The 13,180-nt window shown below is 33.6% G+C and carries 11 protein-coding genes; 6 read left to right on the top strand and 5 right to left on the bottom strand.

Going from position 1 to position 13,180, the window contains the following annotated elements; all coding sequences use genetic code 11:
* Nucleotides 1-23 precede the first annotated feature (23 nt).
* The 5 genes from gyrB to dnaA all read right to left on the bottom strand — a co-directional run bounded on the left by gyrB (nt 24) and on the right by dnaA (nt 6,792).
* Complete coding sequence (gene gyrB, locus KA867_RS07795; RefSeq protein ID WP_210137626.1) at nt 24-1,964, bottom strand: DNA topoisomerase (ATP-hydrolyzing) subunit B; 1,941 nt, start codon at nt 1,962-1,964, stop codon at nt 24-26.
* Nucleotides 1,965-1,976: 12 nt separating this feature from the next.
* On the bottom strand, nt 1,977-3,092 hold the full coding sequence (gene recF / locus KA867_RS07790; RefSeq protein ID WP_210137625.1) for a DNA replication/repair protein RecF: 1,116 nt from the start codon (nt 3,090-3,092) through the stop codon (nt 1,977-1,979).
* A complete protein-coding gene (gene yaaA / locus KA867_RS07785) occupies nt 3,089-3,322 on the bottom strand; it encodes a S4 domain-containing protein YaaA (protein ID WP_171027031.1) in 234 nt (77 codons plus the stop codon). Before yaaA ends, recF begins: the two co-directional genes overlap by 4 nt.
* A 732-nt stretch (nt 3,323-4,054) precedes the next feature.
* Complete coding sequence (dnaN, locus tag KA867_RS07780; protein ID WP_019467929.1) at nt 4,055-5,185, bottom strand: DNA polymerase III subunit beta; 1,131 nt, start codon at nt 5,183-5,185, stop codon at nt 4,055-4,057.
* 239 nt (nt 5,186-5,424) lie between these two features.
* Nucleotides 5,425-6,792 carry a chromosomal replication initiator protein DnaA gene (dnaA, locus tag KA867_RS07775; protein WP_210137624.1) on the bottom strand — a complete coding sequence of 456 codons (1,368 nt, stop codon included), beginning with the start codon at nt 6,790-6,792 and terminating at the stop codon, nt 5,425-5,427.
* Nucleotides 6,793-7,513: 721 nt separating this feature from the next.
* Here dnaA and rpmH point away from each other — a divergent pair.
* From rpmH to KA867_RS07745, 6 genes are all read left to right on the top strand, one after another.
* Nucleotides 7,514-7,651 (top strand): 50S ribosomal protein L34, encoded by a 138-nt coding sequence (gene rpmH / locus KA867_RS07770; protein WP_000240855.1) that lies wholly within the window; start codon nt 7,514-7,516, stop codon nt 7,649-7,651.
* Between the two features lie 140 nt (nt 7,652-7,791).
* Entirely contained in the window at nt 7,792-8,139 is a 348-nt protein-coding gene (gene rnpA / locus KA867_RS07765) for a ribonuclease P protein component (RefSeq protein WP_046207171.1), read from the top strand.
* A gap of 152 nt (nt 8,140-8,291) precedes the next feature.
* Nucleotides 8,292-9,671, top strand: a complete 1,380-nt coding sequence (gene mnmE, locus KA867_RS07760; protein WP_210137710.1) for a tRNA uridine-5-carboxymethylaminomethyl(34) synthesis GTPase MnmE — start codon at nt 8,292-8,294, stop codon at nt 9,669-9,671.
* Between the two features lie 15 nt (nt 9,672-9,686).
* Complete coding sequence (gene mnmG / locus KA867_RS07755; RefSeq protein ID WP_210137623.1) at nt 9,687-11,564, top strand: tRNA uridine-5-carboxymethylaminomethyl(34) synthesis enzyme MnmG; 1,878 nt, start codon at nt 9,687-9,689, stop codon at nt 11,562-11,564.
* A 1-nt stretch (nt 11,565) separates the two neighbouring features.
* A complete protein-coding gene (gene rsmG / locus KA867_RS07750) occupies nt 11,566-12,291 on the top strand; it encodes a 16S rRNA (guanine(527)-N(7))-methyltransferase RsmG (protein WP_210137622.1) in 726 nt (241 codons plus the stop codon).
* Between the two features lie 35 nt (nt 12,292-12,326).
* The gene (locus KA867_RS07745; RefSeq protein WP_040030046.1) at nt 12,327-13,163 is read left to right on the top strand and encodes a ParB/RepB/Spo0J family partition protein; all 837 of its coding nucleotides are present in this window, start codon (nt 12,327-12,329) and stop codon (nt 13,161-13,163) included.
* Nucleotides 13,164-13,180: the final 17 nt, after the last annotated feature.

Here is a 13,180-nt window from a genome sequence, read left to right as displayed (position 1 = left end):
CTTCAAAAATTCAGTTCATTGTCTTAGAAATCTAAGTTTGCATAAACTGCATTATCTTCAATAAACTGTCTACGGTTCTCAACAACATCGCCCATTAACATTTCAAAAACTTGGTCTGCTTCAATCGCATCATCTAATGATACTTGTAACATAGCTCTGTTTTCTGGATTCATAGTTGTTTCCCATAATTGATCAGCATTCATTTCACCAAGACCTTTGTAACGTGCAATAGACCATTTTGGACTTGGATCCAATTGAGCTTTAAGTTTTTCTAATTCACGTTCGTTAAACACATAGTATTTCTGTTTACCTTGTGTCAATTTGAATAATGGTGGCTGTGCAATATAAACATATCCAGCTTCAATTAACGGTCTCATAAAGCGATAAAAGAATGTTAATAATAAAGTTCTAATATGTGCACCATCAACATCGGCATCTGTCATAAGGATAATCTTGTGATAGCGTGCCTTACTTAAATCAAACTCTCCACCAATACCAGTACCAAAAGCAGTAATCATAGAACGTATTTCATTATTATTTAAAATTCTATCTAAACGTGCTTTTTCAACGTTCAATATCTTACCACGTAATGGTAAAATGGCTTGCGTTTCTGAGTCACGACCAGATTTTGTAGACCCTCCGGCAGAGTCCCCTTCGACGATGAAAATTTCACTTCGAGAAGGGTCTTTACTAGAACAATCTGCAAGTTTCCCTGGTAAACTTGAAATTTCTAACGCAGATTTACGACGTGTCACTTCACGCGCTTTTTTAGCTGCAAGACGTGCTTGTGAGGCCATCATTCCTTTTTCTACGATTGTTCGACCTACTTGTGGATTTTCGTATAAAAAGCGTTCAAACAACTCGGAGAATATACGATCAACAACTTGACGTACTTCGGAGTTACCTAATTTAGTTTTAGTTTGTCCTTCGAATTGTGGGTCACCATGTTTGATTGAAACAACAGCTGTTAAGCCTTCACGTGTATCCTCACCTGAAAGTCTTTCTTTATCTTCTTTCATAATCTTACTGTTAAGACCGTAGCTATTTAACACACGAGAGAGCGCTCGTTTAAAGCCTTCTTCATGAGTACCACCTTCATAAGTGTGAATATTATTCGCGTATGTTAGAAGATTCGTAGCATAGCCTTTATTGTATTGAAGCGCGATTTCAACTTCAATATCATCTTTTGATTGATGTACATAAATCGGTTCTTCGTGAATAGGTTCTTTATTTTCATTTAACATTTCAACGTAAGATTTTATACCACCTTCGTAGTGATAAGTATCTTCACGAACCTCTTCTTCTCTTTCATCTCTTAATGTAATTGAGATCCCTTTATTTAAAAACGCCAGTTCTCTGATACGTTGTTGCAATACTTCATAATTATATGTTGTTGTTTCAGTGAATATCTCAGGATCAGCTTTAAAACGAATCGCAGTACCAGTAGAACCAGTGCTTTCATCGGTTTCACCAATGATCTTTAAATCAAACTGAGGTATGCCTTTTTTATATGCTTGATGATATATATTTTCATCCTTGTACACATACACTTCCAAATCTTCTGATAAAGCATTTACAACAGAAGAACCTACACCGTGTAGACCACCGGAAACTTTATAACCGCCACCGCCGAATTTACCACCAGCGTGTAGCACAGTTAGAATTACCTCAACGGCAGGTCGTCCCATTTTTTCTTGTATACCAACAGGAATACCACGACCATTGTCTGTTACTTTTATCCAATTATCTTCTTCAATAATAACGTCGATTTGGTCAGCATAACCTGCGAGTGCTTCGTCAATACTGTTATCAACAATTTCCCAAACTAAGTGATGTAGTCCTCTTTCTGAAGTTGAGCCTATATACATACCTGGTCTCTTACGAACCGCTTCTAGACCTTCTAATACCTGAATCTGACCAGCACCATAATCTTCCGTGTTGTTCACATCTGACAATGCTTCCACCTTCACTTTCCGTTACTTTATAATTTCGCCATTATTTATGCGATAAAGTTTAGCGTTTTTCATAATTTCATGATCAATGCCATCAACTGATGTTGTCGTCACAAATGTCTGCACTTTATGTTGAATTGTGCTCAATAAATGAGACTGACGTGAATCATCTAATTCACTTAACACATCATCTAGTAATAGGATGGGATACTCACCTACTTCAATATTCATCAGTTCGATTTCTGCAAGTTTGATTGATAAAGCCGTCGTTCTTTGCTGTCCTTGCGAACCGTAAGTTTGAGCATCCATACCATTTACGTTGAAACCTAAATCATCTCTGTGAGGGCCAAACAAACAGACACCTCTATCTTTTTCACGATCTTTATTATCATCTAGTAAAGTTAAGACTTCCTCTAAGCGTTCCGTCTCACTTTTTTCCTCAGCATCTAATTTGATACTAGGAAGGTACTTTAATGACAGTGTTTCATTCTCGTCTGTAATGCCAGAATGAATAGGTTTGGCTAATGATTCAAGTTCTTTAATAAAATGTTCACGTCTTAATGTAACTTTGAGTGCATATGTTGCAAATTGTTGGTTTAAGACATCAAGCATAGTGCTGTCAGTCTTTTGACCATATTGCAATTGCTTCAAATAATTATTCTTTTGTTTTAAAATTCTTTGATATTGAGACAAATCATTTAAGTACACTGCTGAAATTTGTCCAAGTTCCATATCTATAAACCTACGTCTTATTTGAGGTGCGCCTTTGACAATATTCAAATCTTCAGGTGCAAACAAGACAACGTTTAAGTGACCGATATATTGTGTCAGTCTACTTTGTTCTAAGTGATTGATTTTAACCTGCTTACCCTTTTTAGTTATAAACATCGTTAAAGGCATTTCTCCATATCTATAACTGAGTTCACCCTCTATTTTAGCATAGTCTCGATCAAAACGTATGAGTTCTTTATCATTTGATGTTCTGTGACTTTTGGCTAATGCTAGTGTATAAATAGATTCCAATAAATTAGTCTTCCCTTGCGCATTCTCGCCAATCAATATATTGACTTCAGGGTGACAATTTAGGGTAATTGACTCATAGTTACGATAATTGTCTAACTGGAGTGTCTTTAGTTTCATTCTTCACCTTGATGTATAATCAAAAATGAACCGACTTCTGGTATAACGATGTTATCTTGATGGTTTAATTTTTTACCACGACGCATTTCGCGCTCACCATTGATCATTACTTCAAAATCTTGCAAGAACCATTTCGCTTGACCACCAGATTCAATAATACCTTCTGTCTTTAGAAATTGCCCTAAAGTAATGTCTCCATCAACAATTACTTCTTCAACCAAATCAATCACTCCATTCCTTTTAAACTCATCTATATATTATACCTTTTTTTGAGAAAAATTTCATGCAAAATGCAGATAGAAAGCGTTTTCTTATGTATAATTTTTACTATTGTTGAAATTTATTTACAAAGGTACTTTTAACAATGTAACACTCATATATTATAACAAACTTTTATTCCTAATATTCTATTTCTTTAAAAAAGATTCTAACTAAAAAATTAATTATTAATGTTTTTAACTAAGCGATACTTCATAAGGAATTTTTATATGAGTTCAACGGTAACGTTATGATTTTGAATTTTAACGACTTTCTTAGCTTATTCATTCGTTTTAGGTATCATAAGTCTAAAAAAGATTAAATTGCTTATATTTAAGCTCTAAATAGCATGTAAGTAGCGTTAAATGTTTATGATTAAGATATCTTTATCGATATACACGTTTTGCTTTATGAAATGACTTCGAAAAAAAGAGTGAAGTAATGGTTTATACGTGACATAAAGTTGAGACATAATAAATTTGCCTCAAACGCATTTCATATTGGCAGTAGATGGCTAAACTGAAAATGCGTTTTAAATCAAGCTTCTGTCAATTCTAATCATCCTTGCCGGGTGAGACGATGAAATCTATTTAATAAAATTAGAGTTCTGTCCACACGCCTAAGTTATACTTACTAGGTCTTAAATATCCACAATAAAAAAACCCGAGACATAAATCTGTCTCAGGCTCTCTGTTGAACAAAATTTAATATGTTCTAATTGGTAAAATTAATTGTGTAACTGAATCGTCATCTTTTGGTTTTAAAATAAATGGTTTCATCGTACCAAAGAATTCGACTTCAACTTCATCGTTATCGATTGCTTTAAGTGCATCCATCATATATTTAGAGTTAAATGAAATTTTTAAATTACCACCATCAACGTTATCTGCTTTCACTTCTTCTTTCACAGTACCAATTTCTGGTGATGTAGAAGATAATTCGACTAATTCATTACCTGTACTTAATTTAATAACATTGTTTCCACCTTCACGTGCTAATAGAGATGCACGATCAATAGCATGATAGAATTCTCCGTTATCTATGCCTATTTTAATTTCATAGTTTTCTGGGAATAAACGTGAAGTATCTGGATAATGACCTTCTAAAAGACGTGAAATAAAGTTTACGTTTCCAACTTTAAATAATACTTGGTTTGATGCAAAGAAAATATCAATATCTTCTTCACTATCAGACATGATTTTATTTAATTCTGCTAATGCTTTACCAGGAATAATAACATTTTTATTTTCAGATTCATCTTCTAAAGCCACTTTTCGTACAGCCAAGCGATGTGAGTCAGTCGCTGTGCATATTAATTCATTATCTTGTATAAGCCAGTTAACACCAGTAAGTACTGGGCGTGTTTCTGAGGTGGACACTGCGAAATTCGTTTGTGCTATCACGTTTTTAAGCACTTTTACAGATAATTGAATCGCATCATCACGAGAAACTTGTGGTAATAAAGGATATTGATCTGGATCTAAACCACTTAAATTAAATTCTGAATGTCCAGAAGTTATTAAAGTTTGGAATTGTTCATTTGTTGATAATTTAACTTCTTTTCCTGGTAGTTTTTTAATAATATCTACAAAGAAACGACCAGGGAGTACAACTGAACCAGTTTCTGTAATTTCGATAATGTCTTCTCCATCTACTTGTTTAGGAATTGTAATTTCTATTGAGATTTCTGAATCTGAACCAGTAAGTATGACTTCATTGTTTTTAACTTCAATTTTTATACCCGTTAGTATAGGTAATGTAGTTCTTGGTGAGATTGCTTTTAATGTGTCATTTAATTGATTTATAAAATAATCTCTTCTAATTGTAAATTCCATTTTTAAACTCCTTCCAGTCGTTTATATAATAATTATATAGGTTTTAAACCCGTAGTAATAGTAGTAGGGCTTGTGGATTAGGGGATAACTCAAATTAATGCAATCATGTCATTGTTTGATGACTGTGGATAACTTGTGCACAGTGTGTATTCCTTTTGCACATTGTCCACAAAATTAAAAACAAGTTATTTGGTTATACCTCTAATTTGATTCATTAATCTGTTATAGTACAGATTGTTTTATGGGTTTCTAATTTCTTTTTCAAGATTTTCAACTTCTTGTTTAAATGTTGGATCATTATTGATATCTTTTACTATTTTTTCATGTGCGTGAATAACAGTAGTATGATCACGTCCACCAAACTCTTCTCCGATCTTAGGTAGCGAAAAGTCAGTCAATTCACGTGATAAATACATAGCAATTTGACGTGGATAAGCAATCGATTTTGTACGTTTCTTGGCGCTAAAGTCTTCTATTCTTACACTATAGTATTCTCCAACAACTTTTTGTATATCTTGAATAGTAATTTTTTTAGATTTAGGTGCTTGGATGATATCTTTCAGTGCAGCTGCTGTTAATTCGGTTGTGATAGGTTGTCCTTGTAACTTTGAAAAGGCTAATACACGATTAAGTGCTCCTTCAAGTTCACGTATATTGGATTGTATTTGATTAGCGATATACGTTAAGGCTTCAGTAGGAATATTTATATTTTCTTCACCAATTTTTTTCTGCAAAATCGCCATTCTCGTTTCGTAATCTGGTGGTGTAATATCTACTATCAATCCCCATTCAAAGCGAGAACGTAGTCGATCTTCTAATTTAGCAATTTCTTTAGGGGGTCTATCACTAGAAATAACAATTTGCTTATTTGCTTGATGTAAATCATTAAATGTGTGGAAGAATTCTTCTTGAGTTTGTTCTTTGTTTTGAATGAATTGTATATCATCTATTAAGAGCACATCGATATTACGATATTTTTCTCTAAAACGTTCTGTTTTATTGTCTCGGATAGATTTAATGAATTCATTGGTAAATTTTTCACTAGATGTATAGATTACTTTGGCATCTGGATTGTTATCTAAAACATAATGGCCAATAGCATGCATTAGATGGGTTTTACCTAATCCTACACCACCATATATAAATAATGGATTATACGCTTGAGCCGGTGCTTCGGCTACAGCTAAACTCGCTGCGTGTGGGAATCTGTTTCCGGGACCGATGACGAATGTTTCAAATGTATTGTTGATATTGAATTGTTCATCACCAACTTTTGCTACATCGACAGTATCAAGGTCTACTTCTTTTTCATTAGCACTTTGTTTAACATCTTGTTTTTTTTCAGTTTTCAAACTTTCTAATTCATCTTCAGAGTAAAATACTGGCATGATTTCGTGACCAATAGCTTCATATAATGCAGATTGTACGATTTCAACATAATGTGTTTTTAACCAATTAGCTACAAAAGGATCGTCAATGACTACAATAGCTTCATCATTCTGTAACGAAAAAAGTTTTGTATCTTTCAAAAAAGTTTGATAGCTAGGATAGCTGACTTTTTCTTGAGCTAAGGTTAAAACTTTTTCCCAAATTTCTTGTTCTGACATAATAGCAAACTCCAACTTTCTATATTTTAAAAGTTATACACAGAAATAACATGTGTGAATAAACATAATCACAAGCTGTTAATAATTATCCACAAGTTACACACAATCAGTGGATAACTCACTGTGGATTATAAGTTATACACAACCATTTAGGATATATCTTCATAATATAACCCCTTATTTATCAATATTTACATAACTTATCCACACAATTATACTTTTTAACAAACACCTCTGTCAAATGGCTGTGAATATGTTGTTAAATCGTAAATAACCCTGTGCATAGATGAAATATTATCCACAAAATAAGCATGCTTATATGTGAATAAGTGGATAACTTACAAGAATAAATAGTATATCAAAAATTAAGCGGTTTGTGGGCTTGGGAAATAATTTATAAAAAGTGTATGGAAATTGTATAATTAAAAACCCTCTAGATTTGAAATGAAAAATATTTATATGATAAGGTGAATCTTCTATATTAATAGACGTATTTATCAATACAGTTTTAAAATAGCTAGGACTAATTCGTATTATAATGAGATAAAAACATGCTTGAAATTGATACTTGCTTTATAAAAAAGATTTTGTTATATTGTAGTAGTTGCTTGAATTATGACTAGAAATTAATAATATTAAATCAAGACTTGAAGCAAAAAGCTTATATTAATTTATCTATTATAATATTTAGATAACCGAATACAGATGGAGGTGTTTTTGCATGGTAAAACGTACTTATCAACCAAATAAACGTAAACATAGTAAAGTTCATGGTTTCAGAAAACGCATGAGCACAAAAAACGGTCGTAAAGTTTTAGCGCGTCGTCGTCGTAAAGGCCGTAAGGTATTATCAGCATAAGATCACTGACTCATCAGTGGTCTTTTTTTTGGTTTAAAATAACGAAAATATGTAGCAAAATTAGTGTTATTATTAAAAAATACAACGCATGTTAGATATATAATAATAAATGTAATGAAAAGATAAGCGAGTGATGTTTCGTGGAGAAGGCATACCGAATTAAAAAGAACAGTGATTTCCAATTTATATATAAAAAAGGAAAATCAGTAGCAAATCGTCAATTTGTAGTCTATACGAAACCTAATAAAGAATTAGAACACTTCAGACTAGGTATTAGTGTTTCTAAAAAATTAGGTAATGCTGTTGTTAGAAATAAAATTAAGCGTGCTATTCGTGAAAGTTTCAAGGTACATAAACAAAATATATTACCAATGGAAATTATTGTGATAGCCAGGCAGCCAGCTAAAGATATGGATACACTGCAAATCCAAGCAAGTTTAGAACATGTTTTAAAAATAGCTAAAGTTTTTAATAAACGAATTAAGTAGGGTAGGGGATAATTAAGCCTACCGTTAGCCTAACGTTAGACAACCCTAAGACTAACTCGGTGAAAAGTTTGAACAAGATGTTAGCTTTTTAATCGAAAACTATTTACAATATTATAATGATAAATTTTGGAATAAAGGAGGCGAGATGGATGATGGATTTAGATACGATAACGAGTATATCCACACCAATGGGTGAAGGTGCTATTGGTATTGTACGTTTGTCAGGTGTTGACGCGGTAAATATTGCAGATAAATTATATAAAGGGAAGGAACCATTAGAACATGTACCTTCTCATACAATAAATTATGGGCATATTGTTGATCCTGAGACAAATGAAGTGGTCGAAGAAGTGATGGTGTCTGTCTTACGTGCACCGAAAACATTTACTAGAGAAGATATCGTTGAAATTAATTGTCATGGTGGTATTTTAACCATCAATAGAGTGTTAGAGTTAACGATGACACACGGTGCAAGAATGGCGGATCCAGGTGAATACACAAAACGTGCGTTTTTAAATGGGCGTATAGATTTATCTCAAGCCGAAGCGGTGATGGATTTTATTCGTTCTAAAACCGATCGTGCATCTAAAGTTGCAATGAATCAAATTGAAGGTCGTTTAAGTGATATGATTAAGCGACAGCGACAATCCATTCTCGAAATCCTTGCACAAGTAGAAGTTAATATAGATTATCCAGAATATGATGATGTGGAAGATGCCACAACAGAAGTTTTATTAGAAAAATCAAATCAAATTAAGGCAGAGATTAATAAGTTATTAGATACAGGTACACAAGGGAAGATAATGAGAGAAGGTTTAGCAACGGTCATAGTTGGTAAGCCGAATGTTGGTAAGTCATCCATGTTAAATAACCTGATCCAAGACAACAAGGCGATTGTTACAGAGGTGCCTGGTACAACTAGGGATACTTTAGAAGAGTATGTAAACGTCCGCGGTGTACCCTTAAGGCTAGTAGATACTGCTGGAATACGTGAAACGGAAGATATCGTTGAACGTATTGGTGTAGAGCGTTCACGCAAAGCTTTAGGTGAAGCGGATTTAATCTTGTTTGTGCTAAATTATAACGAATCATTAACAGAAGAAGATCGCAAGTTATATGAAGTTATTAAAAATGAAGATGCCATTGTCATAATTAACAAGATGGATTTAGACAAACAATTAGATATTTCAGAAGTTAAAGAAATGGTTGGAGATATGCCAATCATTCAAACGTCGATGTTAAAACAAGAAGGTATTGACCAGTTAGAGATACAAATTAGAGATTTATTCTTTGCAGGAGATGTCCAAAATCAGGATATGACATATGTATCGAATTCAAGACATATTTCATTGTTAAAACAAGCGAGAAACTCGATTCAAGATGCTATAGATGCTGCAGAAGCTGGTGTGCCAATGGATATGGTTCAGATAGATTTAACGAGAACTTGGGAAATTTTAGGTGAAATTATCGGAGAATCCGCAAGTGAAGAATTGATAAATCAATTATTTAGTCAATTCTGTCTAGGAAAATAAAAGGGAGGAAAAAGTATGGCTCAAGAATATGATGTAATAGTAATTGGAGCCGGACATGCTGGTATTGAAGCTGGACTTGCTTCAGCAAGACGTGGTGCCAAAACGTTAATGTTAACAATAAATTTAGATAATATTGCATTCATGCCATGTAACCCATCAGTTGGTGGCCCGGCTAAAGGAATAGTAGTTCGTGAAATAGACGCATTAGGTGGCCAAATGGCGAAAACAATCGATAAAACGCATATCCAAATGCGTATGTTAAACACTGGCAAAGGTCCAGCAGTAAGAGCACTTCGCGCACAAGCTGACAAAGTACTTTATCAACAAGAAATGAAAAAGGTAATTGAAGATGAAGCAAACCTTGATATTATGCAAGGCATGGTGGATGACTTAATTATTGAAGATGAAGTCATCAAAGGCGTACGTACGAATATCGGCACAGAATACTGGGCAGATGCGGTCATCATTACAACTGGTACATTTTTACGTGGTGAAATCATTTTAGGTAATATGAAATATTCAAGTGGTCCAAATCATCAATTACCATCTATTTCACTAGCTGATAATCTTAGAAATCTCGGATTTGAAGTAGTGAGATTCAAAACTGGTACACCACCGCGTGTTAACGCCAAAACGATTGATTATTCTAAAACAGAAATACAACCAGGTGACGACGTTGGTAGAGCATTTAGTTTTGAAACAACGGAATATATTTTAGATCAATTACCTTGTTGGTTAACATATACTAATGGAGAAACCCATCAAGTTATAGATGATAATTTACATTTATCTGCGATGTATTCCGGCATGATTAAAGGTACGGGACCTAGATATTGTCCATCAATTGAAGATAAATTTGTAAGATTCAATGATAAGCCTAGACATCAACTTTTCTTAGAACCAGAAGGTAGAAATACCAATGAAGTTTATGTCCAAGGTTTATCAACAAGCTTACCTGAACATGTTCAACGTCAGATGTTGGAAACAATTCCAGGCTTAGAAAAAGCGGATATGATGCGTGCAGGATACGCAATTGAATATGATGCACTTGTACCAACACAACTGTGGCCAACACTAGAAACTAAAAAAATTAAAAATTTATATACTGCAGGACAAATCAATGGAACTTCTGGTTATGAAGAAGCGGCAGGACAAGGGATCATGGCTGGAATTAATGCAGCGTCAAGAGTACTAGGTGAGGAAGAAGTCATCCTAAGCCGTTCAGACGCTTATATTGGTGTTTTAATAGATGATCTTATAACAAAAGGTACCAATGAACCATATCGTTTATTAACATCTCGTGCAGAATATCGTTTATTATTAAGACATGACAATGCAGATTTAAGATTAACAGATTTAGGTTATAAATTAGGTATGATTTCTGAAGAACGTTATGCACGTTTCAATGAAAAACGTCAAATGATAAAAGATGAACAAGCACGCTTAAATGAAATTAGAATAAAACCGCACGAACGTGTACAAGAAATTATAGAAGCGCAAGGCGGTTCTCGTTTGAAAGATGGTATATTAGCATTAGAATTATTGCGTAGACCTGAAATGACGTATAACCTAATTCTAGAAATTTTAGAAGAAGAAAATCACTTACTTAGTGATGTAGAAGAACAAGTTGAAATTCAGACAAAATATGAAGGCTATATCAATAAGTCGTTACAACAAGTTGAAAAAGTAAAACGTATGGAAGAAAAGAAAATTCCAGAAGACTTAGATTATAGTAAAGTTGATAGTTTAGCGACTGAAGCACGCGAAAAATTAGCGGAAGTTAAACCGTTAAATATTGCGCAGGCATCTCGGATTTCAGGTGTAAATCCTGCAGATATTTCAATCTTATTAGTGTTCCTAGAACAAGGTAAAATACAAAGGGTGGAAAATTAAGATGAGTGTAAAATGGTTAACTGAGCAACTCAGCACACAAGATATCGAACTTACAGAAAAACAACAACATCAATTTCAAACGTATTTTCAAATGCTCGTTGAATGGAATGAAAAAATGAATTTAACAAGTATTACTGAAGAACTTGAAGTGTATTTGAAACATTTTTATGATTCCATTGCACTAAGTTTTTATACGGATTTGACACAAGAGCTGACAATTTGTGATATTGGTGCTGGTGCTGGTTTTCCAAGTATTCCATTAAAAATTATTTATCCTAATTTAAAAATTACAATTGTAGATTCATTAAACAAACGCATCCATTTTTTAAATCAATTAGCAGAAGCATTAGATTTAGAAAATGTGAACTTTGTACATGATCGCGCAGAAATTTACGGGAAGGGAGACTACAGGGCGTCTTATGATATTGTAACTGCACGTGCAGTTGCCAGACTTTCCGTATTAAGCGAATTGTGTTTACCGTTAGTTAAAAAAGGTGGACAATTCATTGCTTTAAAATCAGCTAAAGGCGAAGAAGAGTTGGAAGAAGCGCGTTTTGGTATAGGAGTCCTCGGTGGTAAACTTCAGGATGTCATTTCATATGAATTACCAGAAGATGCTGGTGAAAGACAAATGATAAAGATTGATAAGAGAAGTGAGACACCAAAGAAATATCCAAGAAAACCAGGAATGCCCAATAAGTCTCCATTACTTGAAAAAGAAAAGTGATTTAATACAACTAATTTAGAGGGAGCGCATAAAATATGAAGAAACCTTTTTCTAAATTATTTGGTTTGAAAAATAAAGATGACATTGTTGGTTATATTGAAGAGGATCATAATAGTGTTGAATCTATTCATACTGAACGTATTGTGCCAAATCGTTATCAACCAAGACAAGTATTTGAGCCAAATAAGATTAAAGAACTCGCAGAATCAATAGATGAGCATGGATTGTTACAACCGATTGTAGTACGTCCGATAGAAGAGGATATGTTTGAAATCATTGCTGGAGAGCGTAGATTTAGAGCCTTACAATCGTTGAATAAGACATACGCAGATGTCATTATCAGAGATTTAGGTGATGAAGAAACTGCAGTGGTTGCTTTAATAGAAAATATCCAACGTGAAAATTTATCTGTTGTAGAAGAGGCGGAAGCTTATAAAAAACTTTTAGAACTAGGTGATACTACACAAAGTGAATTAGCTAAAAGTGTAGGTAAAAGTCAAAGTTTTATAGCAAATAAATTGAGATTATTAAAATTAGCGCCAAAAGTGATAGAACGTTTACGTGAAGGCAAAGTTACAGAACGTCATGCACGTGCGATGCTAAGTTTATCAGATGAAGATCAAGAAACATTAGTGGAAACGATTATAAGCCAAAAGTTAAACGTAAAACAAACTGAAGCTAGAGTAAAACAAAAAGTCGGCCCTGAAAAAGTAAAAGCGCAAAGTTTTGCTTTTGAAAAAGATTTAACAGATGCACGTGAAGCGGTAGGCAAAAGTTTAGAAGAAATTGAAAAAAGTGGCATCAAGTTTGAACATCAAGCTAAAGACCACGATGATTATTATGAAATAAAAATTAAGCTTTATAAAAAATAACAGTTGAGTTTAATTAA

This window comes from Staphylococcus sp. GDH8C109P (assembly GCF_017893405.1).
In the GTDB taxonomy this organism is placed as follows: Bacteria; Bacillota; Bacilli; order Staphylococcales; family Staphylococcaceae; genus Staphylococcus; species Staphylococcus cohnii.
The sequence above is the reverse complement of the archived record's forward strand: the minus strand, read 5'-3'. Positions and strand labels throughout refer to the sequence as shown.

Coding starts and splice junctions, on each gene's coding strand:
- dnaN (WP_019467929.1), bottom strand. CDS start 5,185: ATGGAATTTACAATTAGAAGAGATTATTTTATAAATCAATTAAATGAC.
- mnmE (WP_210137710.1), top strand. CDS start 8,292: ATGGATTTAGATACGATAACGAGTATATCCACACCAATGGGTGAAGGT.
- recF (WP_210137625.1), bottom strand. CDS start 3,092: ATGAAACTAAAGACACTCCAGTTAGACAATTATCGTAACTATGAGTCA.
- dnaA (WP_210137624.1), bottom strand. CDS start 6,792: ATGTCAGAACAAGAAATTTGGGAAAAAGTTTTAACCTTAGCTCAAGAA.
- rpmH (WP_000240855.1), top strand. CDS start 7,514: ATGGTAAAACGTACTTATCAACCAAATAAACGTAAACATAGTAAAGTT.
- rsmG (WP_210137622.1), top strand. CDS start 11,566: ATGAGTGTAAAATGGTTAACTGAGCAACTCAGCACACAAGATATCGAA.
- mnmG (WP_210137623.1), top strand. CDS start 9,687: ATGGCTCAAGAATATGATGTAATAGTAATTGGAGCCGGACATGCTGGT.
- KA867_RS07745 (WP_040030046.1), top strand. CDS start 12,327: ATGAAGAAACCTTTTTCTAAATTATTTGGTTTGAAAAATAAAGATGAC.